21 protein-coding genes and 2 pseudogenes are annotated in these 24,890 nt (G+C 68.7%); 11 read left to right on the forward strand and 12 right to left on the reverse strand.

Annotated features, from left to right (window positions below; genetic code table 11):
- Positions 1-355: 355 nt before the first annotated feature.
- From ACWCRJ_RS29675 to ACWCRJ_RS29700, 6 genes are all read right to left on the reverse strand, one after another.
- Positions 356-1,696, reverse strand: coding sequence for an NtaA/DmoA family FMN-dependent monooxygenase (locus tag ACWCRJ_RS29675; RefSeq protein WP_450942185.1), 1,341 nt, complete (start codon positions 1,694-1,696; stop codon positions 356-358).
- A 125-nt stretch (positions 1,697-1,821) separates the two neighbouring features.
- On the reverse strand, positions 1,822-2,523 hold the full coding sequence (locus ACWCRJ_RS29680; RefSeq protein ID WP_409105810.1) for a nitroreductase: 702 nt from the start codon (positions 2,521-2,523) through the stop codon (positions 1,822-1,824).
- A 271-nt stretch (positions 2,524-2,794) separates the two neighbouring features.
- On the reverse strand, positions 2,795-3,535 hold the full coding sequence (locus ACWCRJ_RS29685) for an NADPH-dependent F420 reductase (protein WP_409105809.1): 741 nt from the start codon (positions 3,533-3,535) through the stop codon (positions 2,795-2,797).
- 101 nt (positions 3,536-3,636) lie between these two features.
- On the reverse strand, positions 3,637-4,230 hold the full coding sequence (locus tag ACWCRJ_RS29690) for a TetR/AcrR family transcriptional regulator (protein ID WP_450942186.1): 594 nt from the start codon (positions 4,228-4,230) through the stop codon (positions 3,637-3,639).
- Between the two features lie 245 nt (positions 4,231-4,475).
- Positions 4,476-5,312, reverse strand: coding sequence for a helix-turn-helix transcriptional regulator (locus ACWCRJ_RS29695; protein WP_450942187.1), 837 nt, complete (start codon positions 5,310-5,312; stop codon positions 4,476-4,478).
- Between the two features lie 489 nt (positions 5,313-5,801).
- Positions 5,802-6,551, reverse strand: a complete 750-nt coding sequence (locus tag ACWCRJ_RS29700) for an SDR family oxidoreductase (RefSeq protein WP_409105806.1) — start codon at positions 6,549-6,551, stop codon at positions 5,802-5,804.
- A gap of 367 nt (positions 6,552-6,918) precedes the next feature.
- Here ACWCRJ_RS29700 and ACWCRJ_RS29705 point away from each other — a divergent pair.
- Positions 6,919-7,052, forward strand: a pseudogene (locus tag ACWCRJ_RS29705) (IS5/IS1182 family transposase); the annotation flags it as partial.
- 220 nt (positions 7,053-7,272) lie between these two features.
- Complete coding sequence (locus tag ACWCRJ_RS29710; RefSeq protein ID WP_409105805.1) at positions 7,273-7,665, forward strand: nuclear transport factor 2 family protein; 393 nt, start codon at positions 7,273-7,275, stop codon at positions 7,663-7,665.
- An 8-nt stretch (positions 7,666-7,673) separates the two neighbouring features.
- Here the strand turns inward: ACWCRJ_RS29710 and ACWCRJ_RS29715 are convergent.
- Positions 7,674-8,491: pseudogene (locus ACWCRJ_RS29715) on the reverse strand (IS5 family transposase).
- Between the two features lie 96 nt (positions 8,492-8,587).
- On the opposite strand from ACWCRJ_RS29715, the gene ACWCRJ_RS29720 reads away from it, so the two are divergent.
- Together ACWCRJ_RS29720 and ACWCRJ_RS29725 are read left to right on the forward strand one after the other, a co-directional pair.
- Entirely contained in the window at positions 8,588-9,526 is a 939-nt protein-coding gene (locus ACWCRJ_RS29720) for an alpha/beta fold hydrolase (protein WP_409105804.1), read from the forward strand.
- A 275-nt stretch (positions 9,527-9,801) separates the two neighbouring features.
- Complete coding sequence (locus ACWCRJ_RS29725; RefSeq protein ID WP_409105803.1) at positions 9,802-10,233, forward strand: cupin domain-containing protein; 432 nt, start codon at positions 9,802-9,804, stop codon at positions 10,231-10,233.
- A gap of 436 nt (positions 10,234-10,669) precedes the next feature.
- On the opposite strand, the gene ACWCRJ_RS29730 is transcribed toward ACWCRJ_RS29725, so the two are convergent.
- Positions 10,670-10,855, reverse strand: a complete 186-nt coding sequence (locus ACWCRJ_RS29730; RefSeq protein WP_450942188.1) for a hypothetical protein — start codon at positions 10,853-10,855, stop codon at positions 10,670-10,672.
- Positions 10,856-10,960: 105 nt separating this feature from the next.
- Positions 10,961-12,043, reverse strand: coding sequence for a DUF4158 domain-containing protein (locus ACWCRJ_RS29735; protein ID WP_450942189.1), 1,083 nt, complete (start codon positions 12,041-12,043; stop codon positions 10,961-10,963).
- Between the two features lie 481 nt (positions 12,044-12,524).
- On the opposite strand from ACWCRJ_RS29735, the gene ACWCRJ_RS29740 reads away from it, so the two are divergent.
- The 7 genes from ACWCRJ_RS29740 to ACWCRJ_RS29770 all read left to right on the forward strand — a co-directional run bounded on the left by ACWCRJ_RS29740 (position 12,525) and on the right by ACWCRJ_RS29770 (position 21,953).
- Complete coding sequence (locus ACWCRJ_RS29740; protein WP_450942190.1) at positions 12,525-13,043, forward strand: (2Fe-2S)-binding protein; 519 nt, start codon at positions 12,525-12,527, stop codon at positions 13,041-13,043.
- 3 nt (positions 13,044-13,046) lie between these two features.
- Complete coding sequence (locus tag ACWCRJ_RS29745) at positions 13,047-14,048, forward strand: FAD binding domain-containing protein (RefSeq protein ID WP_409105799.1); 1,002 nt, start codon at positions 13,047-13,049, stop codon at positions 14,046-14,048.
- Positions 14,045-16,219, forward strand: coding sequence for a xanthine dehydrogenase family protein molybdopterin-binding subunit (locus tag ACWCRJ_RS29750; RefSeq protein WP_450942191.1), 2,175 nt, complete (start codon positions 14,045-14,047; stop codon positions 16,217-16,219). The genes ACWCRJ_RS29745 and ACWCRJ_RS29750 overlap by 4 nt, the downstream gene beginning before the upstream one ends.
- A gap of 296 nt (positions 16,220-16,515) precedes the next feature.
- Positions 16,516-17,676 (forward strand): XdhC family protein, encoded by a 1,161-nt coding sequence (locus ACWCRJ_RS29755; protein WP_409105797.1) that lies wholly within the window; start codon positions 16,516-16,518, stop codon positions 17,674-17,676.
- A gap of 383 nt (positions 17,677-18,059) precedes the next feature.
- The gene (locus ACWCRJ_RS29760; protein ID WP_409105796.1) at positions 18,060-19,703 is read left to right on the forward strand and encodes an MFS transporter; all 1,644 of its coding nucleotides are present in this window, start codon (positions 18,060-18,062) and stop codon (positions 19,701-19,703) included.
- Positions 19,704-19,905: 202 nt separating this feature from the next.
- Complete coding sequence (locus ACWCRJ_RS29765; protein ID WP_409105795.1) at positions 19,906-20,880, forward strand: Lrp/AsnC family transcriptional regulator; 975 nt, start codon at positions 19,906-19,908, stop codon at positions 20,878-20,880.
- Between the two features lie 59 nt (positions 20,881-20,939).
- Positions 20,940-21,953 carry an amidohydrolase family protein gene (locus ACWCRJ_RS29770; RefSeq protein WP_409105794.1) on the forward strand — a complete coding sequence of 338 codons (1,014 nt, stop codon included), beginning with the start codon at positions 20,940-20,942 and terminating at the stop codon, positions 21,951-21,953.
- 110 nt (positions 21,954-22,063) lie between these two features.
- Here ACWCRJ_RS29770 and ACWCRJ_RS29775 read toward each other — a convergent pair whose 3' ends face one another.
- The 3 genes from ACWCRJ_RS29775 to ACWCRJ_RS29785 are packed head-to-tail and all read right to left on the reverse strand — an operon-like array spanning position 22,064 to position 24,758.
- On the reverse strand, positions 22,064-22,915 hold the full coding sequence (locus tag ACWCRJ_RS29775) for an IS5 family transposase (RefSeq protein ID WP_450942192.1): 852 nt from the start codon (positions 22,913-22,915) through the stop codon (positions 22,064-22,066).
- 38 nt (positions 22,916-22,953) lie between these two features.
- Positions 22,954-23,835, reverse strand: a complete 882-nt coding sequence (locus ACWCRJ_RS29780) for a TIGR03620 family F420-dependent LLM class oxidoreductase (protein ID WP_450942193.1) — start codon at positions 23,833-23,835, stop codon at positions 22,954-22,956.
- A complete protein-coding gene (locus ACWCRJ_RS29785; RefSeq protein WP_450942194.1) occupies positions 23,832-24,758 on the reverse strand; it encodes an NmrA/HSCARG family protein in 927 nt (308 codons plus the stop codon). The genes ACWCRJ_RS29780 and ACWCRJ_RS29785 overlap by 4 nt, the downstream gene beginning before the upstream one ends.
- Between the last annotated feature and the right edge of the window lie 132 nt (positions 24,759-24,890).

Genomic DNA, 24,890 nt, shown 5'->3' on the forward strand with positions numbered 1-24,890 from the left:
TGTCCAGCAAACCGACTCCATCAGAACCGGGGTATACCACCTCCATCAGGCCCGGAGTGGTTCACGCCGGAATGTGCATTTCGCGGCCTCCGGCGTGGCCGGGTGTGCGTCAGTTGCTGTCAGAGAGGATCGTGAAGACCCGGTTGAGGCCGACGATGGCGGCGCAAGCGGGTGGCGACACCGCTCACCTGCCCTGTATGTCCCAGTCTCTGAAGTCGGGGTTCACCTGTCGCCCAGCAGGCCATCATGGAGTCCTCCAGGCAGAACGAGGTGTAGCCACCGGTGTCGTCCTGGCAGAACATGCGGAAGCCATCTCCGTTCAGGTTGCGTCGAGGAATGGGCTGCGTGGTGGTGGTCATGACCGGGCCGGATTCGTGAGGCGCGGGTCGAGGCCGTACTGCTCGTGGGCGCCGAGGTTCTCGCGCAGGGTGGGGCCTTCGTAGTCGTCGTGGAACAGGCCGCGTTCCTGCAGGATCGGGACGACCTGGTCGATGAAGGAGTCGAAGCCGTCGTGGTAGCTGTCGATGGCGATCGAGAAGCCGTCGCAGGCCCCTGCCTCGAACCACTGCTGCATGTGGTCGGCGACGTCGGCGCCGGTGCCGGCGACCACCGGGTGGTAGTCGATTACTCCGTGGGCGAGCACGTCGCGCAGGGTCCAGCCTTCCCGGGCCACTTCGAGGGCGCGGGCGGAGCGCGGGTCGTGCGGGCTGGGTGTGGCGTCGGCGAGCTGGTCCGCGGTCAGCGGCTCGTCGAGCTGGCCGGGGTCGAGTGGGAGGCCGATCATGGCACCGAGGTAGCGGACGCGCTGGTTCAGGTCGACGACCTCGTCCAGGAAGCGGCGCCGCTGAAGGGCGGCCTGGCGGGAGGCGGCGATGGTCGGCATGAAGCCGGCGAGCATCTTCACCTCGTCCGGGTCGCGTCCGGCGCGCTTGGCGGCGTCCCGCAGGGCCTGGCGCTGGGCCTGGGCGTCCTCGATGGTGTACGGGTTGGCGTAGACGCCGCTGGCGTAACGGCCCGCGAGTTCCAGGCCGTAACTGCCGCCGCCTGCCTGGAAGATGACCGGCTGGCCCTGCTCGGACGGGGGGATGGGCAGCGGGCCGCAGGAGCCGGCGTGCTTGCCCCGCAGGTTGACCGGCTGGATCTTGTCCATGTCGGCGAACCGCTTGCCGTCGACGTCGAGAAGCCAGGCGTCCTTCTCCCAACTGCCCCACAGTGCCTGCACGATCTGGATGACCTCGTGGGCACGCTCGTACTTCTCGGCGCGCGGCGGGATCGTCGCGCCGAAGTTCGCCGCGGCGGCGGGGTCGGAGGTGGTCACCGCGTTCCAGCCGGCCCGGCCGTGGCTGATCACGTCCAGGGCCTTGAACTGGCGGGCGAGATTGTAGGGCTCGGTGAACGTGGTGGAGGCGGTGGTGACCAGGCCGATCCGCTCGGTCTCGCGCGCGAGGACGGTCAGGATCAGCAACGGGTCGATCATGTGGTGCGGGGCATGGTGGTCGAGGTCGACGTCCAGGACCGGGGTGTCCGCGATGAACAGCAGCTGGATCTTGCCGCGCTCGGCGGCCTGCGCGTACCGCACGAACTGGCCCATGTCCGTGTAGCTGTTGAGGTTCGCACCCGGCAGCCGCCAGGCCCCGGGTGCGGCCCCGTATCCGCCGCTGAACTGCATGCCCAGGATCATCTGTCGGCTTGTCATGGTTACTCCTCAGACGAGGCGGAGAGAAACGGAGAATGTCTCCGATGCGGGCGCCGGGCCCGGGCCGGCCGTGTGTCGGCCCCAAACCCAGGCACGGCACCGGATGGTTCCTGCGAGCGGAGGAACTACGGCCTGTCGAGGACTCCCGGGGTGTCATGCAGGACCACGCTCCGCTGAAGCGGAACCCGCTCTGTGCGGAGCGTGTTTACGGGTGCCGCCGGGTCGGCCATGCCGAAGGAGATGCCGAACAGCAGCTTGAGCTCCGCGGGGACCCCCAGGAACTCGCGGACGGTGTCGGCGTAGACGCCGAGTACGGTCTGCGGGATGCCGGCCAGCCCCCGGGCCGCCAGCGAGAGCAGGAAGTTCTGCGCATACATGCCGATGTCGCCAGCTGTCCGTACCCCGTCGCCGAGTGCCGGCATGAACAGGAAGGCGGCATGGGGGGCGCCGTAGAACTCCAGGTTCTCGCGGACCGCCGCCCTCCTGCCGTCCCTGTCCGAGCGCTCGACGCCCCGGGCCCGGTAGACACTCGCGCCCAGGGCCCGCGAGCGCTCGAGGTAGATGTTCTCCTCGCCGTAGCCATCGGTGAAGTCCGGGGAGGTCCGTCCCGCCTCCTCCGCCCGGAGCAGCTCTTTGCTCAGGGCGTCCCGCGCCGCACCCGAGACGACGTGCACTGACCACGGCTGGGTGTTGCTGTTCGAGGGCGCCGTCTGCGCGTCTTCCAACACGCCACGGATGTCCGAAGGGGACAGGGCGGTGGGCAAGAACCGCCGAGGGGAGCGGCGGGAGCGTGCGAGGTCGGTGAAGGGTGATGCGGTGCCGGACAAGGCGGTTCCTCTCCATGGCGCGCAGTCGCCGCCTCCGCGGCCGCGGCACAGCGCAGTACGGCAGGCCATGCGAGGTGGCAACCGAAGTGAGGGCCGGACGCGAGGTGCACTCTTGCGGGTACCTGCTGGCTTGCGGATGTTCGCAGGCAGCGGGGTGCCGAGGCTTCAGCGTGGGGGGACTGTCAGCTCTTCGTGTTCGTCTTTGTGTTTTCGTGGCGCCCAGTGCTACCGCCCTCGTGCCGTTGGGTGCACAAGAGCCGCGTCGGGTGACTCAGCGGTGGGCGGCGCGGTTCATCTCGACGATGTCGTCGAGAGTGGGATTGGCACCGCGGGCGGCGATGCGTTCCGGGAGGCTGTCGCGGATGGCCGCGTCCTTGACGCGGTCGGCCGCGGCCAGGGCCGCCGGCAGCTCGTCGAGGGTCAGCTCGGTGCAGTAGGCGGGGCTGTTCGGCTGCTGACGCCAGGAGTCGGCCAGTGTGCCGGCGTCGTAGGGGTCGAAGCCGGTGTCGTCCACCAGGCTCATGGCCACCTTCCGCGCATCCTCGGAGTCGCCGGCGACCGGGATGGCGAGGCGGCCGGGCGTTCCGGCCGGGACGCCCCTGGTCCGCTGGGTTTCCGCCAGGGCTGCGTTCCACGCCTTGACCACGGGGCGGCCGAGCAGCTCGGCGGTGTACATGCTCTCCACCTGGCCGTTGTCCACCGCCTCGATCGGCTCGCTGAGCATGCCGGGGTAGTAGTTCGAGGTGTCGATGACCACCGTCTCGTCGGGCACCGACGCGAACAGGTCTGCCAGCTGGCCCGCCACCCCGAACGGGATCGACAGGACGATGACGTCCCGGCCCTGGACGGCGGCGTCGGAGAGGTCCGCCGCGCGGGCCCCGGACTCCAGCACCTCCGCCCGGACGGCCTCGGGGCCGCGGGCGTCTGCCACCTGGACGTCGTGACCGGCCGTGCTGAGCTTGGCAGCGAGGTTCCCGCCGATGGCACCGGCGCCTATGACAGTAATTTTCATGAATTGCTCCTTAGGAGGTTGTGCCGCCCCTGGGAGCAGCACGATGTGATGGATGGGTGGTGCCGCCTGGCGTTGCGGGGCGGAGCGGGGTGTCTGGCGATTTACGCCTGGGTGTCCTGCTGGCGGTAGCCGCTCGCGATGAGCGTGCGGAGCCGGTCGAGCGACTCCTCCTCGGTACCGGTGCCCTTGATCCATGCAACGGAGCAGGCCGCGAGGAACAGGTCGTGCCCCCGCACCGACGCGCGCACGCGCCCCGCGAGCTGCGCGGCTCGCACATACTGATCGGTGGCGGAGATGAGGATGTCGCAGGGAATGGTGAGCGGGTTGTCCGGCTCCTGTGCCCGGGCCGCGGCCATGAGCGGGTCCGGCAGCCCGTTGAAGGCGCTGAAGTACTCCTCCATCGCCCGCAGCCACTGCTCCAGCGCCTCGGCGGGGTCGCCGAGTTGCTCGATGTCCGCCTGGCGGGCCACCAGTTCCTCGGAGCGGGTCTGCAGCACGGCCGCCAGCAGTGCCTCCCGGGTGGGGAAGTGCCGGTACAGGGTGGCGGGTCCGACGCCCGCCTCCTTGGCCACCGCCTCGAGGGAGGTGCCGACCCCGTGCTGCAGGAAGTGACGCTGCGCGGTCTCCAGAAGGGCCGCGCGGTTGCGCTGGACGTCCGCGCGGGGCTTGCGTCCCCGCTGCTCACCGGCGCTCATGCGCCCTCCTGCCTCTCGTGATCCTGCGGCCGCATCAAAACGGATGCCGCCTCCGCACTTAGTCGAGAGTAAAACGGAGGCAGCATCCGGTCAAATGGGCGGCCTGAGCGCGGAGCCCGGACACCGCAGGAGCTGACATATTCGGCCGTAGAGTGCAGGGCAGAAGCTGTGCGGGCTGCACCATTTCAGGGTGCTCTTGTCCGGCCCCTCTCGCGCCGAGCCCGGCCGGTCCCCAGTTCAGGACGTCAGGGAGTGAGCTGTTGGTGTCCGATGACGGCGAGCAGTTCGAGTTTGCTGTGGCTCTCCGTGCCGGGGCGGGTGGTCAGGACCACCAGGGTCTGGGCGCGGTTCTCGGTGTACAGGAGCTGGGCGTCGACGTCGATGCGGCCGAGTTCGGGATGGAGGAGGGTCTTGCAGTCGCCGTAGCGGGCGACTTCCTGCAGTTCCCACATGCGGACGAATTCGGGGCTGTGTTCCTGGAGTTCGGTGAGGATCCGGGCGGCTCGGGGGGTGTCGCTGCCGGCTGTGAGCGCGGCCCGCAGGCGTGCCGCCTGGGCGCGGCCGTGGCTTTCGTGGGTCTCCTCGGGATACACCAGTCGTTCGGCCGGGTCCATGAACCAGCGGTAGTAGCCGCTGCTGGCCAGACCGGTGTGGCGAGTCTGGTCGCCGAGCAGCGCGACGGCCAGCGGGTTCATCGCGAGGGTGTCGGACAGGTCGGTCGTTACCAGGGCCGGAGAGTCGTCCAGGCGGTCCAGGACCCGCAGCAGCGTCGGGCTGACATGCTCCGAACGCAGGAAACGGGCCGGGGCGTTGTGCCCGATGAGGACGAAGAGATGGTCGCATTCGTCCAGGGTCAGCCGCAGTGCCCGGGCGAGGGAGGTGGTGATCTGGACGGAGGGCTGCGGAGCACGCTGCTGTTCCAGCCGGGCGTAGTAGTCGGTGGACATGCCGGCGAGCTGCGCGACCTCCTCGCGGCGCAGCCCCTGTGTACGCCTGCGCGGCCCCTCGACCAGCCCGACGTCGCGGGGCCGCAACATCTCACGTCGGTGGCGCAGGAATTCCGCCAGTTCCTTCTTGTCCATGCCGTCCATCCTCGCCGCATCCTGCCCGGCTATCCAGAGACCGCCGATCCATGGCTGAGCCCTCCTCTCCCACCCGCGCGAAGCCGCTCGTATGGCTGACTGGCCGACGCGAGGGCGCGCGCGGCGAGACGACCCCATGACCACCTACCCCTGCATGACACGCTGGGCAATTCGCCGGCTGTTGGCGCTGCGCCGCTTTGGACCCAACGCTTTGACCGGCCCCGGCCCCGGCCCCGGCCCCGGGCCTCGTCGCCGGCCCGGCTGACACGACGATGTTCGCCGTGTCAGCCGGGCGCTCGCGTGCCCCTCGGCGCTCAGGACGGAGCCGGTCGTTTCCGTTGAGACGACCGGGGCGGAGCCGAAGGCGCTTCCTTACCGTTCCGCGTCTTCGGTGAGGAGCTCCCCGAGGCGGTCCAGCTCGCGTTCGTCCATGATGCGGCCCGACAGGACCGGCCCGCGTGCTGTTGTTCCGCGTCTGCCACAGATCGGTCAGCTGCCGCTGAGCATGGCGAGGACGTCGTCGTAGGAGCCGGTGGCCACCGCGTCGCGGAGGAACCTGGCTCGCTCCACGACCAGCTCCTTCGCATCGGGCTTCTCACGCAGCAGGCCGAGAACCTCGGTGAGGAAGTCGTCCAACGGCATGGACTGCTCGTTGTCCTGCTGGCCCATCAGGGTCGTGCGCACAGCCGGCGGGACCATCTCGATCACCTGGACGTCGGCGTCAGCACTGGCGAGCTGGATGCGCAGGCTCTCGGAGAAGGAGTGCAGCGCGGCCTTGGTCGCGCTGTAGGTCGGTGTGAACGGGAGCGGTACGAACGCCAGCGCGGAGGTGACGTTGATGACGACGGCGTCGTCCTTGCCCACCAGCAGCGGCAGGAAGGCGTACGTCATCCGGATCGTGCCGAGCAGATTGGTCGCGATGTGATCCTCGGCGGCCTGGAGTCCGGCCGGGTCGAGGACGCTCTCCAGCAGCTGAATGCCCGCGTTGTTGACGAGGACGTTCAGCCCCGGGTGGCTCGCCGCCACGGTCTCACTCGCCCGGGCGATCGAGTCGGGGTCCGCGACATCGAGGACGAGGGCGTCGATGCCCGGGTGCTCGGCCGTGATCTCGTCGAGGAGTTCCTTGCGCCGGCCGGCGACGACCACCTTGTTGCCGGCCTCGTGCAGACGCAGGGCCAGACCGAGGCCGATGCCCGAGGTTCCGCCGGTGATCAGGATCGTGTTGCCAGTCATCTTCATGAGGGTCCTGCTCCTTCGGTACGGCGGGCCGGTGAGCGCCCGCAACCTCGACCGTAGGAGCGTCCGCGTAGGGGCGGGAGAGGAAGGTTTGTCCATGGATCGGCGGTCTCTGCCTCGTGAAGCGAACGCCGCACGTCGGGCTGGGCCTGCAGAAGCCGGACGGCGGGCCGCGGTCCCGGCCGAGGTGTCGTCCACGCCGTCGACTGCGAGGAAGCACCCGCCGGGGCACCGCCGCTGACGCTTAATCAGGCGCTGGACGCCGCGGAGCATCCCGGTACCCGGCTGTGCTCCGTGGGCAGCCCATGCTCGACGTCCCGTACGAGCTGGTTGAGCACGTCTCGTGGCTCATCCACGCCCGATCGCGCCTTACTACAGCGCCTGCGCCACCGCCCGCACCCCTTATACGGCCACCGCGAACTTCCGGAGCACTACCAGCGATACAACCGCGCCCACGCCCGTCTCCGCGCTCCAGGCGAACGCGCCTTCGCCCGTCTCAAGTCCGGCGACTCGATGGTGGGCGGCTGGGGAGGATCGTCGGTCCATGGATATGTGATCCTCTCCCGCCCCCGCCGATACACCCCCATAGTCGAGACTGCCGGGCGCGCCCGCCCCTGCGGCGAAGGAGAGCATCGCCGAGGCCAACGGCGCTACGGCCAGGTGCTGGCCATGCTGAACGGGCACCAAGGCCTGATCCAGCAACGCACAAAATGGAGAGCCGAACGTGAAACCCACGCATGAAGACACCGTCGAAATCAGCAGGGCCGTGGCGCTGTGGGCGCACATCATGGACGACCACGACCTGGACCGGCTCGGCGAATGCCTCACCGAAGACGCGGTGTGGGACGGCAGCGCCTTCGGCGGCGACCCGGTCGTCGGGCTGGACGCGATCGCGACCTTCATGAACGCCCCCGGACACGCGAAAGCCCACCACACGACGAACATCGTCGTGTCGGAAGGCCCGGGCGACGAGGTCCGGGCCCGATCCAAAGGTCTGAGCCTGCTGGAGGGCGGCGGTGTCGCCAGCGTCGTCTACGACGACGACCTGCGACGCACCGATAATGGCTGGCGCATTTCCCGGCGGGTCATCCATCTCACGTGGCCACACCGCTTCTAGGGGTGCTTTCAAAAAGCCGGGTGCTTGCGGGCGAGTGTCATGCAGTGGGCGAGTTGCAGGAAGGCGTCGTGCTTGTCGTCGCGTACTTCCCACCGGATCCGCAGGCGGCGAGGGCCATGGAGCCAGGTGATGGCGGACTCGGCGTCCCAGCGGACCTTGCCCAGGCCCGAGCCCTGCGGCTGGCTCCGTCGAGCGATCTTCGGTGTGATGCCGCGCTCGCGCAGTCGGCGGCGATAGAGGTCGTAGTCGTAGCCGCGGTCGGCATACAGCATCCTGGGTTTGCGCCGGGGGCGGCCCGCGCTTGCCCCGCACCGGCCCAAGGCTGTCGATCAGCGGCAGAAGCCGGGTGACATCGTGGCGGTGACCGCCGGTCAGCGACACCCACAGCGGAGTGCCGCGGGCATCGGTCAGCACGTGATGGTTCGAGCCCGGCCGCCCGCGTTCAACCGGGCTCGGACCGACTTTTGGGCTGCTTCGCCCCCGCTTGGCCTGCACATGAGAGGCGTCGATGGTGGCGCGGGATAAGTCGGGACGGTCCGCCGCCCGCAACCCGTCCAGCAGCACCGGCTGGAGCTCCTCCCACACCCCTACCTACTGCCACTCGGCCAGCCGCCGCCAGCAGGCAGGACCGGAACCGAACCCCAACTCCTGCGGCAGGAACTCCCACTGGACACCTGTGTAGAGGACGAACAGCACACCTTGGAGCGTCTTGCGGTCATCGATGCTTGCGCCCCGGATACCGGAACCGCCGCTCATGCTTCGGCAATAGCGGCTCGATCACCGCCCACAACTTGTCACTGACCTCCCACGGCTTCCGCCGAGCCATGGTCACACCCCACAGAAAACACGGGATTACATACATCTCCACCGTGCCACAACACGATCTTTCTGCAAGGACCCCTAAAAAGGACGTAACACCGCCATGAACGCTTTCACCACCGCCGTAGCCGTCGGGTCGGAGGAGCCGCTCAGCCCCGGCTACGACGCGGCGACCAAGGACGACGCCGAGTTCAACAAGTACTTCCGGCACGGCTTCACCACCATCGACGACGTGCAGATGCACTACGTCATCGGCGGCGACGGCCCGCAGGTCCTGGTGCTGCTGCACGGCTGGCCGCAGAGCTGGTACGAGTTCCGCCCGATCATGCCCTCGCTGCTGCCCGGCCGCACCGTCATCGCCATCGACCTGCCGGGCATGGGCGACTCGACCGGAAACCCGCCCTCCATGACCAAGACGGTCCTGGCCGCCTACGTCCACAAGCTGCTCAACCACCTCGGCCACCACGAGAACGTACACGTCGTCGCCCACGACCACGGCCTCAACGTCGCCTACCCACTGGCCGCCCAGCACCGCGACCAGGTGGCGGGCCTGTTCCTCATGGACGCCGCCCTCGTCGGCAAGAACCTGAAGTTCGCCACCCTCGAATCGGTATCTTGGCACTTCTCCTTCTTCATGCAGAATCCGCTCGCCGAGGAACTGGTCACCGGCCGGGTCGAAACCTTCCTCACCCACTTCTTCCAGAGTATGAAGACCGCCGGCGAGAACGTCTCCGACGACGAACTCGCCGAGTTCGTCCGGGTGTACTCCCGCCCCCAGGTCCTGCACGCTGGCTTCGAGCTCTACCGGACCCTGACCCAGGACGAGGCCGACAACACCACACTCCAGGACACCCCGCTGACCATCCCGGTCCACATGATCACCCAGGCCGGCCTCGCCGACATATTCCTGCCGACCGTCCAGGACGCCGCCCCCCACGCCACCTCCGCCGTCGTCCCCGGCGCCGGACACTTCCTCGTCCACGAAGCACCCGACCGCGTCCTGACCGAGATCAACGCCTTCTACCCCACCTCCACCCCCTGACCAAAAAGCACCACACGACCACATGACGTCCAAACCATCTGCTGCCAGAACTCGCGCGGTCCCTGAACGGCAACCTCGAAAGCCAGCACACCGAGGCCAACGTAAACGGCGCCTGACGACGTCTCAGCCAGATCACACCTGCCGGAATCCGTGTACGAGTGGATCCGCACCCTTCCTACGGCACCCTCCTCCAGCGCATCTACACCGCTCCGAGGACGCGACCTCCGTCATGTCGTCACCCCCGACGCCGTCTGCCTGAAAGGTTGTCAGCGCTTATGCGTGCAACACACCTCGCTACGCTCGCCGCCGTATCGGCCCTGGCCCTGGCCCTGGTTCCGGGCACCGCCAGTGCCACGCCCGCTTCGGGCATAACCTCCACCACCATCTACCAGCGCACGGTAGGGAGCACGACCTACACCCTCAAGCAGATCACCATCGCGCCCGGCGGCAGCACCGGGTGGCACTACCACGACGGTCCGTTGTACGCCGTCGTCGAGAAGGGCACGCTCACCCACTCCGACGCCGACTGCGCTACGGATGGGGTCTACTCCGCCGGCGCCTTCATCGACGAGATGTCGGGAGCGAACCATGTCCACATCGGCCGCAACCTGGGGACCACGCCCCTGGTACTGGACGCGCTCTACGTCGATCCGGTCGGCGACCCGCTCTCGGTGAGCGCTCCCAACCCGGGCTGCGACTTCCAGTAACGGCGGTGGCCTGCGCGACCAGCGTCACGGCCGGACAGGCCACCGACTGTCCTCGGGCATCAGCCGCAAAAAGTAGCGCGCAGGGCCTATTGGGCGGGGAAGCTCAAGGGCAACCAGCCGAAGCTCACCACCCGCCGGCAGGAGCACCTGGTCGAACAGCACGCCACCGGCGAGCAGACGCCGCGCAGGCGCACGTCTGGCGCGGCCGGGGCCCGTACAACCGGGCACACGATTCCCGTCGACCCGGGCCCCTACCCGCCCGACAGCCTCGCCTGCTCCGACTGCGACCCGCGAAAGGCGGGCACTCGCAGCTGACCCACCTTCGCGCAGACAAGGCGGTCCGGAGTCATCGCAACTGACTCCGGACCGCCTTCGACTGTACGGATGACGGGGAAACCGTCCACGCCCTTTGGGCCAGCTCCGGCCGTTGCCGCTGCTACAGCCCGGCTCCGGGCTCGTCCACGGTCACGGTCCGCAGCGGCCGGTGTCCCTGGTCGTCGAGCTGGGCGAGTTCGCGGTCGTAGTCGACGGTGATGGAGGCGTAGTAGTTGACCACCGAGCTGCGGGCCGGGGAGATGTGCGCCAGGGCCTCGGCGTCCCTCCCCCTTAGCCGCGGCCTCATCGAGGTAGCCCTGCCAGCGGGCCGGCACGAACGAGGCCGGGGCGCCTGTGGGGACGTTGCGGGCGCCAGTGGCGTTCAGCTCCCGCAGGATGCCAAGAGCCTCGATCAGCGGCTTCGCCTCGGTTCCGCCCGCGAACCGCATCGCCTCCAGCACCTTGGGGGCGAACTGGCGGATGTAGGTGTAGGAGCGGTCCAGCATGCGCAGATGCCCGTGGTCCCGCGGCAGCCGCAGGCTGGTGCTGGCGTGCGCGGCCCGGATGCGGTCCATGCCGATCTTCTCGCGCAGCAGCATCCCGACGTCCTCGTCCGCGATCCCACGTCCGCCAGGACGGGCAGGATCTCGTCCAGCAGTGCGAGCCGGTCCTCCGACGTCTTCGCCCGCTCGGCGAGCTCGTCGCGCAGCTTGATCCTCGCCCGGGACTCCGAGCCTGAGAGGGTCTGGTCGAAGAGCTGCACGACTGAGTCGAGGACGTCGACCGCGGACTGTGCCAGCAGGGTGAGCAGGACCGGGTGGCGCCGGTTCGGCTCGCGCCGCACCAGTGCCTGCGCGGTCAGGCGGCGTCCGATCTGGGCGAGGTGACGACGCCGCTCGGCGGGCAGCACGGACATGTCGAGCGTGTCGGCGTCCAGGCAGCGCAGGAACTTCAGCTTCTCGACCTCGCCGCCCAGGCTGTTGGGCAACGCCTGCACTGGACCGGTGACCATCCAGTGCAGGCGCGAGGACTTCAGCTTCGGGTCGACAACCAGCAACCCGTCCAGGCCCTGCGCGCGCTCGCTGGTCAGCAGGTGGGCCACACGGGCGTGGGTCTCCCGCTCGGCGGCCTGACGGGCAGTGCCGACCTTCTCCAGCAGCGTGACCACGCCGGGCCGGATCACCGTCGCCGAACGCAGATACTCACACCCCAAACGGAACAACAACGACGGCGAATCGTGCTCCATGGCGCGGGCCAGCAGAAACTCGTCCAGCTCCTTCAGCTCCAGCGACTTCGCTGGCCGCCACCCCAGGTACTTCGCCACCTGCCGCAGACGATCCGTACGCGTCTGTTCCCTCGACACTCCGTAGCCGCGCAGCACCTCCACCGGCAGGCCGAGCTGCCGGGCCAACCGCCCTACGGCCGGGGGCGGGGGCGGGGCGGAGGGAATCTCGTCCGGGACGAAGCCCAGCCACGGCAGCGTGCACAACTGCACCGGCGGCGCCGAGAACCGTCTGAGGACGCAGGAACTTCCGCAGGAACGCCTCATCCGCCGGGGTGAGGGTGAAGTAGCGGATCAGCTCGTCCTTGCCGATCGCCGGGAACGAGCGCAGGGCCTCCAACTCCTCATCGGAGAACACCCGCGTTGCCATCTGCCCGCCCCTCTCGCCACCGGATCACTCGTTCAGCCCAACGAGCCCTCGGCCCTACGGCAACGAGCCAGGTCAGGAGCTACTCCGTTGTTTTTTCGGCGAGTACTGCCGGGACCCCGGCTTGGGCCCTGGGGCGGTTGAACCGTGCAGTTCCCTGTGGACGCCGAACCGGCACCAGATCCAGTGGCCGGTTCAGGGACCTCTCCGCCAGGCAGAGACCGCCGATCCATGGATAAACCTTCCTCTCCTGCTCCTGCGCGGGGCCTTCTACGGTCGAGGCCGCAGGCGCTCACCCGCCCGCCGCAACGAAGGAGCGAGCCCCCTATGGAGAAGACATCGACGACCACGAGGCCGCCGACCGGCCTTGTCGAGACGGCCTTCACCGTCAACGGCGAGGAGGTGTGCCTCGCTCTGGATCCTCGTGAGTCTCTGCTCGATGTGCTGCGCGAGCGTCTCGTGCTGACCGGGACCAAGAAGGGGTGTGATCAGGGGCAGTGCGGCGCCTGCACGGTGCACGTCGACGGCCGTCGCGTCGTGTCGTGTCTGACTCCGGCGGTCCAGGTCGTGGGGCAGGACGTGATGACCATCGAGGGGGTCGCGGCCCCCGACGGCACGCTGCACCCGTTGCAGCAGGCGTTCGTCGACTGCGATGCCCTGCAGTGCGGCTACTGCACACCTGGGCAGGTGATGTCCGGGCTGGCCTGCCTGGCCGAAGGCCACACCGGGACCGACGGCGACATCCGTGAGTACATGAGCGGCAACCTGTGTCGGTGCGGCGCGTATGTCGGCATCACCGCCGCTATCCGCCGGGTGGCCGACCAGGCCGAGCAGAGCGAGGTGTAGACGGTGCGCTCATTCGCCTATGTGGTGCCCGACAGCGTTGCCGGGGCCGTCGAGGCCCTGGCCGCCGCCGAGCCGGGCACCAAGCTCCTGGCCGGTGGCACGACCCTGTACGACCTGATGAAGCTCGGCATCGAGGCGCCGCCGGCCGTCATCGACATTCACCGTCTCGCCGAGCTGACCGAGATCAGCACGGGTGAGGGAGAACTGTCGTTCGGTGCGGGAGTGAAAATGGCCGAGGTCGCCGACCATCCGGTCGTACGGCGCGATTATCCGGCGCTGTCGGAATCCTTGTGGCGAGCGGCGTCCCAGCAGCTGCGCAACATGGCGACGGTCGGCGGGAACCTGCTGCAACGCACGCGATGCGGCTACTTCCGTGGCGGAGCGGAGTTCCCCTGCAACAAGAGGAATCCCGGCAGCGGCTGTGCGGCTCTCGAGGGACTCGACCGTACCCACGCGTTGCTGGGCACCAGTGACACCTGCATCGCCACCTACCCGGGCGACTGGGCCGTAGCCCTGATCGCGTTCGACGCCGAACTCGACGTGGTCGGCCCGGCAGGCGAGCGGACGCTGCCGCTCGGCGAACTGCACGTCGAACCGGGAGACAACCCCCTGCTCGAACACACCCTGGCCCCCGATGAGTTGATCCTGCGGATCCGCATTCCCGCGACACCCGCCGGTCGCGGCTCCACCTATCACAAGATCCGTGACCGGGAGTCCTACGCCTTCGCCCTCACCTCGGCCGCCACCGCCGTGACGCTGGACGCACAGGGAATGGTCACGGACTGCCGGATCGGTTTGGGAGGGGTCGCCACGCGCCCCTGGCGGGCGACGGCAGCGGAACGCTCACTGGTCGGCGAACAACTCACCAGGGAAACCGCCCGCCGCGCGGGGGAAGTCGCCTTCGCCGAGGCCCGCCCTCCTCGCACCGGCGCGTTCCGAGTGGAACTGGGCATCCGCACCGTTACTGACGCACTGCTCACCGCCGGGAAGCGAGCCGCCCGATGAAGACCCCAGACCTGCGCCGCGTCGACGCCCACGAAAAGGTCACCGGCAGCGCACGCTACGGCGCCGACCGTGTCCCGGACGACCTGGCGTATGCCATGTTCGCCGTGGCCACGATCGGCAGGGGCCGCACCGTGGCCATCGACACCGCCGCGGCCGAGGCGGTCCCCGGTGTCCGTCTGGTCCTGACCCGGTTCAACGAGGACGAACTGCGTGGCCCCGGTTTCCTGACGGGCGGAGGCTTCGCCTTCCAGAGCCTGCAGCCGCTGCTCAGCGATGTCGTCGCCTACCGGGGACAGCCGATCGCCTTGGTCGTCGCCGACACCCTGATCGCCGCCACCGAGGCGGCGGAACTCGTCCGGGCACGCTACGAGACCGAGCCGTTCGCCGTCGGACTCGATGACGAAGGCGCCACCTCCGTCATCCAGGAAGAAGCCCTGCCCTGGTTTCCCGACGTCAAGGTGGGCGATGCCGAGAGCGCGTACACGGCGAGCCCGGTGCAGATCGACGAGACCTACCTGCACCCGGCTCAGCACCAGGTCCCGATGGAACTGATGAGCTCGGTCGTGGAATGGCGGTGCGACAGGCTCGTGGTGCACGAGGGCACCCAGAACGCCGGCGCACTGCGCCACGGAGTCGCCACCCAGCTGAACCTCGATCCGGCCGACGTCGAAGTCATCTCGCCCTACATCGGGGGCGGCTTCGGATCCCGCAACGCACTGCAGCCGCACCTCGGGCCACTGGCGCTCGCCGCACGCCGGCTGATGCGTCCGGTCAAGCTGGTCGTTCCGCGCCCGCAGACGTTCCACGCCGGCAGCTTCCGGCCGGTCAGCCGTCATCGCATCCGGCTCGGCGCCGACCCGTCGGGACGGCTCCTGGCCGCCCTCCACGACGCGGAGCACCAGACGTCCCGCCACGACCTGTACCCCGCCATGTTCACGGAGATGACGTCGAGGCTGTACGGCGTACCCCACTTCGGGGGACGTCAGCGCCTGGTTCAGACCGACGTCCAGACGCCGGGATTCATGAGGGCTCCGATGGAGGGCCCAGCCAGCTTCGCGTTCGAGTCGGCCATCGACGCACTGGCCTACGCCACCGGCCAGGACCCCGTCGAGCTGCGGTTGGCCAACGACACCGCCACGGACCCGGTCACCGGTCTGCCTTTCTCCTCCCGCCACCTGGCGCGGTGTCTGACGCGGGGTGCGGAGCGGTTCGGATGGGGCAAACGCGATCCGCGGCCGGGGTCGATGCGTGCCGCTGACGGATCGCTGGTGGGCCTGGGCGTCGCTGTCGGCGCCCACCCGGTCCTGGTCGCTCCGGCCGTGGCCCGTATGTCTGCGGCGGCCGATGGCCGGGTGACCGTCAGTGTTGACGGCCATGAGATGGGGCAGGGCATCCGCTCGGCCATCGCTCTCCTGGTCGCGGAGGACCTCGGTGTCCCCGTGCGGGACGTCGTCGTACGGGTCGGTGACACGCGCTTCGCGCCGCAGCATCTCACCGCCGGTGCGTGGGGCACCACGACCGCGTTGCCCGCGGTGCACAAGGCACTGCGCGAGCTGCGGAAGCAGCTCGGCACGGGCGACACCGGGACAGTGGATGTGGCAGCCACGGTTCGAGCCACCGGAGGCGGGTCGCCGGAGGTGGAGGTGACCTCCGTGGGACCGGGCCAGCCCCCCGAGATGCTCGACCGTTCACGGGCCGGCCTGTTCTCCGCCGCGGGTCCGGTCTTCCCGGACTTCACGGCCTTCAGCTGGGTCGCTCACTTCGTCGAGGTGCGCATCGAGGCCACGACACGGCGCATCAGTGTGCCCAGGGCGCTCTGCGTGGCCGACTGCGGACGGGTCGCCAGTCCGGTCACCGCGGCCAGTCAGGTCCGCGGGGGCGTGACCTGGGGCATCAGCCAGGCGCTCCGGGAGTCGAGCGAGGTCGACCCGCGCTTCGGCGGATTCCTCAACACGACGCTGGAGGAGTACCCCTTCGTGGTCAACGCCGACATCCAGGAGATCGACTTCGACTTCATCGACGAGCCCGATCTGCTCCTCAACGACGTCGGGGTGAAGGGCCTCGGAGAGGTCACGATGATCGGCGCGGCAGCCGCTGTCGCGAACGCGGTCTTCCACGCCACCGGACAGCGACAGAACCAGCTGCCCATCCGGATCGAGGACGTGATGTAGGCCGTCAACTCGTCAGGATCACTCCGGGCAGGAGTGCTCGGGTGGTGCGACCGACATCGCACGGGATCACTGGAAATTCAGCCTCCCCGGAAATGCACATCCGGGGCTTGCCCGAGTGTCGTTCTGCACGGCGCAGGCCCCGTTCGCCAACGCGGTCTTCAATGCCACCGGCCTGTCCGGTAACCGGTCTCCCGCCCGGCTGCCGGACCCACCAGGGTCGCCGCCGCGTATGCACTCCCCGACGACGCGGCGGCGACCCGCCCCACGCCCCGACGGCAAACCACGGAGAAGGACTCATGCTGAACATCGCGGACACACTGCACCGCTGGTGCCGCGAGGCACGTCCCTTCGCCCTGGCCACCGTCGTCGACGTTACCGGCAGCGCGCCCCTGCCCGTCGGTACGTCGGTCGCGGTGGACGAGGACGGCAACGCCGTCGGCAGCATCTCCGGCGGCTGTGTCGAAGGCGCCGTCTACGAACTGTGCCGACAGGTGCTACAGGACCGGGGCGCCCCGCAGCGCGCCTGGTTCGGCTACTCAGACGACGACGCCTTCGCCGTCGGCCTGACCTGCGGCGGCGAACTCGACGTCCTCGTCCAGCGCATCGACCCCGCGACCCGGCCGCATCTCGGGTCGGCCCTCGCCGAGGTCGCCGAGGGCCGACCCGCCGCCGTGGCACAGGTCGTCGACGGCCCCGACAAACTGATCGGCACCACCCTGAGCGTTCTCGGTGACAGCTGCAGCGCCGACGCGACGCTGGCCGCAGGGCCGACAGGCCAGGCGGTGGCGGACCGGGCCACAGCCCAGCTGCGGGTGGGCCGCACCGCGCTCGTCTCGCTCGGCGGGGACGCGGACACCTGCCCCGACCGGCTGTCCGTCCTCGTCCACGCGGCCGCGACCCGCCCCCGCATGCTGATCTTCGGCGCGGTCGACTTCGCCACCGCGCTCAGCCAGGCCGGCCGCTTCCTCGGCTACCGGGTCACCGTGTGCGACGCCCGCCCCGTCTTCGCCACCGCGGCCCGCTTCCCACAGGCGGACGAGGTCGTGGTCGACTGGCCGCACCGCTACCTGGAGCGCACCGAGGTGGACGGCCGTACCGCCGTCTGCGTCCTCACCCACGACGCCAAGTTCGACATCCCCCTGCTGCAGCTGGCACTCGACCTGCCCGTCGGTTACGTGGGCGCGATGGGATCCCGGCGTACCCACGACGAACGCCTGCGTCTCCTGCGCGAGGCGGGCGTCGCGCAGGACCGATTGGCTCAGCTGCGCTCCCCGATCGGTCTCGACCTCGGTGCACGCACGCCTGAGGAGACGGCGATCTCCATCACCGCGGAGATCATCGCCCACGCCAACCAGGGCACGGGCCTGTCCCTGACCCTGGGCACGGGCCCGATCCACCGGCCGGGTCCCCAGGCAGTCGACGAACATCGTGCCCTCAACCCGCTACTGACGCCGTGACCTGGCACGCCCTCCGGGATGGCCCCTCCCACACAAGGACTGATCATGACGACCTTTGCCTTTGCCGGCGCCGTCCCCGCGCCCGAATTCCAGCGCGGCCGGGACGGCTGCACCCGCCGCTCTGTCAGACCTCCAGGCAGACCGGGTGATGCAACTGCTCACCCGAGTCGGGCACCGCTGGTCGGCGCCGTCTTCGCAGTGCAGCGGAGAGTGCTGTTGTCCGGAGTTTCTTCGCAGGGTCGGACTTCCTCCGGACCGAAGGCTCGGATGTCGAATTTCCGGGATCCGGCGCTCGTGGCTGGCCTCTGCTCCCCGGCAAGCCGGAACGTTGCGGCGGAAGCCAGCCGGCCACAGCGCCTGGCACCTAAGGGAGAGAGTCTTTCGTGAACGTCACGACCACGGGGAACGCGCCGCAGGAACGGCGGGTGCCCACACTCGTCATGGCCTGCATCGGCGTGTTCGTCGCCTATCTGCCGGTGACCACCGTCTCGGCGAGCCTGCCCGCCATTCAGCGCGCGCTGAACACATCGACCGCTCAGCTGTCCTGGGTGAGCGTCGCGTTCGTGCTGCCCATGGCCGCGCTCATCCTCACCGCGGGCGTCTTCGGTGACGTGCACGGCCGCAAGAAGGTCTTCCAGGCGGGCCTGGCCTTCAGCGGTCTGGGTGCCCTGATCGCCCTGTGCGCCCAGTCGATCGAGGTCGTCTGGGCCGGGCAGGCCCTCGCCGGTCTGGGCGCGGCCGCGTTGCTGCCCTCGACCCTGGCCCTGATCAGCCACGCCGTTCCCGATCCGCGCGAGCGCGGGAAGTTCATCGGCGTGTGGGCGACCTCCCTGATAGCCGCCCTCGCATTCGGCCCCGTCATCGCGGGCGTGATCCTCGACCACTTCGCGTGGCGCTGGCTCTACCTGCTGCCCGTCCCCGCCTCGCTGCTCGCGCTGGTCGTCTCGACGAAGCTGCTCACCGACTCCCGTGCCCCAGGCACGCGCCGACTGGACTGGCCCGGCCAGTTCACCTCCGCGCTGGCCATCACCGCTCTGGTCTACGGCATCATCGAGGGCGGCGCCAACTCCTTCACCGATGTCAAGGTGATGCTCGCCCTGTCCACCGCCGCTGTCGCATCGGTCGCTTTCATACTGGTGGAGCGGCGCAGCTCAAGCCCGATGCTGGACCTGACACTGTTCCGCAGCCCCTCCTTCACCGCCACCGCACTGATCGCCATGATCAGCTTCCTCGGGCTCATCGGGTTCTTCTTCGCCCTCAGCCTCTACTTCGGCATGGTCCAGCAGCTCACCACCCTCGAATCAGCCTGGCGGCTGATGATGGTGTGCATAGTGCCGATGGCCCTCGGTGTCCCCATGGGTCGCCTGGTGCACCGGGTGTCTCCTCGGGTGCTGATTCCCGGCGGCCTCCTGCTCGCGGCGGTCGCGCTGCTGTCGCTCACCACGATCGACGCCGGCACCTCGTTTGGTTCAGTGGCCTGGCGGCTGGCCCTGCTCGGCCTGGGCGTGTCTTTCGTCCTGACCCCGATGACCGCCACCGCCGTCAGTTCGGTGCCGTTCCACCAGGCCGGTATGGCCGCTGCCGCCAACAACGCCTTCCGTCAGCTCGGCGCCGCCCTGGGCCCCGCTGTCCTGGGCGCGCTGCTGTCCGCTCGGGCCGTGGACGCTCTGCCCGGACATCTCACCGACGCGGGGCTGGGCGGAGCGACGATCCGGCGCGTCACCGAGGCCGCGGACGCCGGCGGACTGAGTGCGGTCGGCAGGCTTCGCCTGGGCGCGGACACCCCGCGTGTCCTCGGCGCCGTGTCTCAGGCGTTCATCGACGGTCTTCAGCTCTGCCTGATCGTCGCGGCTGTCCTGACCCTGTTGGCGGCCGTGGTGGGCTTCGTCCTGCTGCGCCGGCCGCAGCAGCAGTCGGTCCTACCGGCAACAGGCCCGGCTGCCTCCGTCCAAGGGTCTCGCACACCCGACCAGCCCACCGCCGACGTTCGGACGACAGCTGGGCCGCAGGCAACCGCCCCTCGGTGAGCGCCGGCCTTCCACCGAGGTAACACCAGACGTACCGGCACGGGCTCAGGAGCGGACAGTCACCGCGCCGGTACCGGCGCCGTCCGTGGGGACGGGCACGGCGCCGCACAGTGGCCCGGGACCGGACCCTTCCCGTCCCGGGCCACACAGCGCTGTCGTACGACACGACGTGAACAAAACCCGCTCGCAACAGGAGCCATCAATGCAGTCCCCTTCACCCGACGCGCTTGATCTGAAACTGCTGCACGCGCTCCAGGTGGACGGGCGGGCGCCGTTCAGCCGTATCGCCGAGATCCTCGGAGTATCCGACCAGACCGTCGCCCGCCGCTTCCGAAAACTGCGCACCACCGCCGGACTCAGGATCGTCGGCATGACCGACGAGAGCCTGCTGGGCCGCCAGAGCTGGATCGTCCGGCTGCGCTGCACTCCCGACGTGGCCGAACAACTGGCCACCGCGCTGGCCCGGCGCCCCGACACCTCACACGTCGATCTCATCTCCGGCGGCACCGAAGTGCTGTGTGCCATGGAACCCCGCAGCCGACAGGACCGCGACGAACTGCTCTTCGACCGCCTGCAACGCACGCCTCAGGTCCTTTCGGTCAGCGCCCACTGCCTGCTGCACACCTTCTACGGCGGTCCCCTCGGCTGGCTCGACAAGACTCAAGCGCTCGATCCCGACCAGGAGGCGGCACTGCGTCTCCCGTACAGCGAACCGGTAGCCGCCCCCATCACTCTCGACGGAGCGGACGAGGCGCTGCTCGCCGTGCTGCGGCGCGACGGCCGGGCAACCTTCAGTGAATTGCAGACCAGCACCGGCCAGTCGGAGTCCGCTGTCAAGCGGCGCCTGGAGCGTCTGCGCTCCACGGGCATCCTCTACTTCAAGGTGCAGCATGACCGCGAGTCCCTCGGACACGGCATCAGCGCGATGCTCTGGCTCACCGTCGCCCCCTCCGCACTCGACGCCGCCGGACGGAAGCTGGCCGAACACCACGAGGTCCGCTTCGCCGGCGCCACCACTGGCCAGGCCAACCTCCTTGCCACCGTCGCCACATCGAGCACTAGCGAGCTCTACGCATACCTCAGCAAGAAGATCGGCGGCCTCGACGGAGCGCAGGCCGTGGAAACCGCCCTGACCCTGCGGCATGTCAAGCAACTCACCTACGAGCCGAGCCGCTGACCGCCGAGCGCCGCCCCCTTGTGTCGCACTCACATTCCAATTGGAAGGAGAACAAGATCATGCGCATCGTTGCTCTAGAGGAACATGTCCTTTTCACTGATCTGGCGCAGAGGATTTCCGCTGCGGACGTCGCTGCATCCGGATGGGTGCCGGCCGGATGGGCGCCCTCTGATGCAGACGAGGCGGCGAGTGCGCTCGACCGGGCCCTGGACGATACGCAGCAGGAACGCATCGGCTCGATGGACGAAGCCGGAATTACCATGCAGGTGCTGTCGGCCGTGGGCCCGGGCGCCGAGATGCTGGCCGGTGAGGAGGGTGTGAGCCTTGCGCGCGACTATAACGACCGACTGGCCCAGGTCGTCGCACGGCATCCGGATCGGTTCGCGGCGTTCGCGCACCTCCCCATGAAGGATCCCGAGGCGGCCGCGGGCGAACTAGAACGGTGCGTGACCCGATTGGGCTTCCGCGGCGCCTCGATCAACGGGACCACCGACGGACTGTTCCTCGACGACCCGCGCTTCGCTCCGATCCTGTCGCGTGCCGAGGCCATCGGCGCCCCCCTCTATATTCATCCCGGACCCGCGCCACGTGTGGTGCGCGACATCTACTTCCAGGGGCTGCCGGACTTTACCGCGTTCATCTTGTCCAATGCCGGTTTCGGCTGGCATGCGGAAACGGGGCTTCACATTCTGCGCCTGGCCGTGTCGGGTGCGCTCGACCGAAATCCGGATCTGAAGCTGATCATCGGCCATATGGGCGAGCTGCTGCCGATGATGCTCCAGCGCGTCGATGCGATGTTCGGACCGGGAACGGCGATCGGGCTGAAGCGGGACGTATCGCAGACCATCTTGGATCAGGTGTGGATCACGACCAGTGGTTTCTTCGACCAATCCGCGTTCCTTGCCGCCCTGACCGCTTTCGGTGCGGATCGCATTCTTTTCTCGGTCGATTATCCGTACAGCCCCAATGACGAGGCCACGGCGTTCCTCAACAGCTTGCCGGTTTCTCCCGCCGATCGGGCGCGGATCGCTCATGGCAACGCCGACGCGCTCCTTGGCTTGTCAGGAGCCTGATCGTTCGCGCTCTCTCACACTCCCAAGGACTTTGGAGAGATACTAGCCTCGCGCTTTCACGAGGTTGGGTGTCCGATGCTTCATCAAATAAGAGCGACCGAGGATAGGCATCACCCCAGCCGACGTGCAGTTGGGCGGCTCCGCCACCGGTAGAGCTTTCTCGCACGTCGAATCAAGGCGCGCACAGTGACGAACGCGGCGGCGAGATATAGGTAGAAGTCGACGACGCGGCCGTCGCGTTCGAAGCAGCGGCGGATTTTGCCGTAGCCGTTCATCCACGATTGGGTGCGTTCAACCACCCAGCGCATGCCGACCTGGATCGGAGCGGGCACGCCCTTGCGGGCGATCTCGCCGATGAGGTCGTGGTCGTCGAGGATCCGGCGGCTGGGCTTGCCGTCGTAGGCGGAATCGAGATGCACGGTGGCATTGATGGGTAGGGTCCCGACCTGGCGCCTGGCTGCGTTGATGGTCGGTTCGAGCAGGACGGAGTCGTGCCGGTTGGCGCCGGCTGAGGCCAGACCGAGCGGTATTCCGGCGCCGTCGACCAAGGTGGACCGCTTGAGCCCTTGCTTGGCCCGGTCGACTGGCGATGGTCCTGCCTTGTTGCCTTTGCATGGGGCCTTGGTGTGACAGCCGTCGACGGACAACTCGGAGAGCTCCAGGCCGATCATCTTGTCGTACGCGGTCAGTGCGATGCGGTGCAGTTCGTGTGCCAGCCCCAGGTTGCTCCACTGCTTGAGCCTGTTGCGGATGGTCCAGTCCGAGCAGTCGGCGGTGGCGACTCGTTCGTAGCCAGAGCCGTGTACCAATGCTTCGACGACCAGCTTGAACACCATCCTGTCTGGCACGCGTCGACGGTGACAGCCCAGCGGATGCGAGGGGTCGAACTCGGGTCGCTCGGGCAGGAGAGCCGAGAACTGCTCCCAGAGAGGCTCAAGGAGAGATGACGGCACGGCAGGCAAGACATCTCCTCTGCTGCTCGGCGAAAGGGCCGCGCCGTTCAGGGCAGGAGGTGTGCTGCGAGCTCCTGCCACTGTCGTGTGGGCGGGGTGTGGGGCGCGGTGGTGAGGAGGTGGAGGCTGACGTGGTCGGCCCCGGCGGCAAGGTGCTCATGGATGCGGCCGGCGATGTCCTCGGCGGTGCCGTGGGCCACGATCGCGTCGACGAGTCGGTCGCCGAGCGCGTCCACGTCCTTGTACCCCAGGTCGCGCAGCAGGGTGCGGCGGTTGGGCAGGGCGGCCGCTGCTGTGGTGCGGGCCAGTGCGGTGGTGTGCGAGCGGTCTGGGCCCAGCACGCACAGCTGGGTGACGGCCAGGAGCGCGGTGGGTCCGAGCACGGCTCTGGCCTTGCGTGTGTGCTCGACCGGCATGCCCAACGGGGTTGCACCCCAGGCTCGTTCGGCGGCGAGTGCGAGCATGCCGGGGTCCAGGGCCGCGAGCACCCGGTGTGGCGAGGCTGCTGTGGCGGGCGGCCCGAACGGGGCGGCGTCCAGCGCGTCGAGGTAGGCGCGCATAGTGGGCACTGGGGGGCCGAAGCGGTGGCCGCGGACATCTTCGGCGAGGCTGGGGTGGCTGTCCCACAGACCGAGCAGGAAGCGTCCGGGGAAAGCCTCCTCAAGGGTGCGCTGTGCGGCGGCGGTCGTCACGGCGTCACGCGCGTAGATATCGGTGCTGCCGGCTGCCACTACGATCCGCTGGGTCTGTGACAACAGGATTCCGGCCTGGGCCATCGCTTCCCGCCCGACTGTCTCGGGGAACCACAAGGTGTCGAAGCCGAGGTCCTCGATCGTGGTCACGGCCTCGCGGGCACCGGCCGCCGTGCAGTTGTCGAGTTCGCCTGCCCAGATCCCGATGCGCCCGAGGTCGGGCCGCTGGCCGCTCACGCGTCATGCGCCTCTGCGGGATGGGCGTCCAGGAACGCTGTGATCTGGGCTGCACCGGTTCGCTGCAGCCAGGTGGGGAAGTCCATCGCAGCGGGGTGGATCCGTCGTGTGGCGGTGATGTCGGCGCGGTAGCCGCGTTCGCCCAGCCACTCGTGGGCGAATGCGAACTCTTCGTTGACGGCGCGGATCGTTTCCACCGGGATCTGGGAGTACGGCAGCGGGCGTCCGATGGCCGTCTCGATGTGGGCGGCGATCTGGACCGGGGTAAGTTCGTCGCCGGCCAGGACCGTCGTCCGCCCGATCCACTCCTGGGGCCGGGAGAAGGCCAGCGAGGTGACGACGCCGACGTCGTCCACGGCGATGATCTGCAGCGCAACGTCCGGGGCGATGCCCGAGATCAGGCTGCCGCCTTGCAGGGCGTATTCACCGGTGTAGTTCTCCATGAAGGAGACCGGTCGCAGAATGGTGGTGGGCAGGCCGAGCTTCGCGAGGTGCTGTTCGATCCGCCACTTGCTGATCAGGTTCTGCGGCAACGTCTCACTGTCATGGCGGTCCGCGCCGGCGATCGAACTGAAGACGAGGTGCTTGATGTTGGCGGTTTGGGCGGCCTCGGCGATGTTCATTCCCCAGCGGACCTCGTCCTCGGCGGAGAAGTCGGGTGCCGTGCCGGGGGAACCCACCGTGGGCTGGACGCTGAACAGGCCGTAGGCGCCTTCGGCGGCGTCGACGAGAGAGGCGATGTCCTCCATCTCCGCGCGTACGATCTGCGCTCCGGCACTCGCCAGGGCCCTCGCCGGCACCCCCTCAGGAGTGCGCGTGAGCGCGCGCACCTGCCAGCCACCGGCGAGCAGATGCCTGGTCACCGCCCGGCCCTGCAGGCCAGTCGCACCTGTCACCACGATGGTCTTGTCCGTCAACTCCACTGTCTCTCCTGGATTTCGCGCACACCAGGGAGAACCTCCCTTAAGTGGGGTGGCCCTCCGGTTGATGCTCGATACAATATGGAGGACCACCCCGGTTAGCAAGCCGTCAGGAGTTCCCGTGTCCCAAGGGGC

It is taken from the genome of Streptomyces sp. NPDC002324, from assembly GCF_053593335.1.

Excerpts from the sequence above, each read along its gene's own strand:
- ACWCRJ_RS29720 (WP_409105804.1), top strand. The coding sequence starts at position 8,588 with ATGAACGCTTTCACCACCGCCGTAGCCGTCGGGTCGGAGGAGCCGCTC.
- ACWCRJ_RS29755 (WP_409105797.1), top strand. The coding sequence starts at position 16,516 with ATGCTGAACATCGCGGACACACTGCACCGCTGGTGCCGCGAGGCACGT.
- ACWCRJ_RS29695 (WP_450942187.1), bottom strand. The coding sequence starts at position 5,312 with ATGGACAAGAAGGAACTGGCGGAATTCCTGCGCCACCGACGTGAGATG.
- ACWCRJ_RS29700 (WP_409105806.1), bottom strand. The coding sequence starts at position 6,551 with ATGAAGATGACTGGCAACACGATCCTGATCACCGGCGGAACCTCGGGC.
- ACWCRJ_RS29770 (WP_409105794.1), top strand. The coding sequence starts at position 20,940 with ATGCGCATCGTTGCTCTAGAGGAACATGTCCTTTTCACTGATCTGGCG.
- ACWCRJ_RS29765 (WP_409105795.1), top strand. The coding sequence starts at position 19,906 with ATGCAGTCCCCTTCACCCGACGCGCTTGATCTGAAACTGCTGCACGCG.
- ACWCRJ_RS29675 (WP_450942185.1), bottom strand. The coding sequence starts at position 1,696 with ATGACAAGCCGACAGATGATCCTGGGCATGCAGTTCAGCGGCGGATAC.
- ACWCRJ_RS29690 (WP_450942186.1), bottom strand. The coding sequence starts at position 4,230 with ATGAGCGCCGGTGAGCAGCGGGGACGCAAGCCCCGCGCGGACGTCCAG.
- ACWCRJ_RS29740 (WP_450942190.1), top strand. The coding sequence starts at position 12,525 with ATGGAGAAGACATCGACGACCACGAGGCCGCCGACCGGCCTTGTCGAG.
- ACWCRJ_RS29725 (WP_409105803.1), top strand. The coding sequence starts at position 9,802 with ATGCGTGCAACACACCTCGCTACGCTCGCCGCCGTATCGGCCCTGGCC.
- ACWCRJ_RS29685 (WP_409105809.1), bottom strand. The coding sequence starts at position 3,535 with ATGAAAATTACTGTCATAGGCGCCGGTGCCATCGGCGGGAACCTCGCT.
- ACWCRJ_RS29730 (WP_450942188.1), bottom strand. The coding sequence starts at position 10,855 with ATGAGGCCGCGGCTAAGGGGGAGGGACGCCGAGGCCCTGGCGCACATC.
- ACWCRJ_RS29750 (WP_450942191.1), top strand. The coding sequence starts at position 14,045 with ATGAAGACCCCAGACCTGCGCCGCGTCGACGCCCACGAAAAGGTCACC.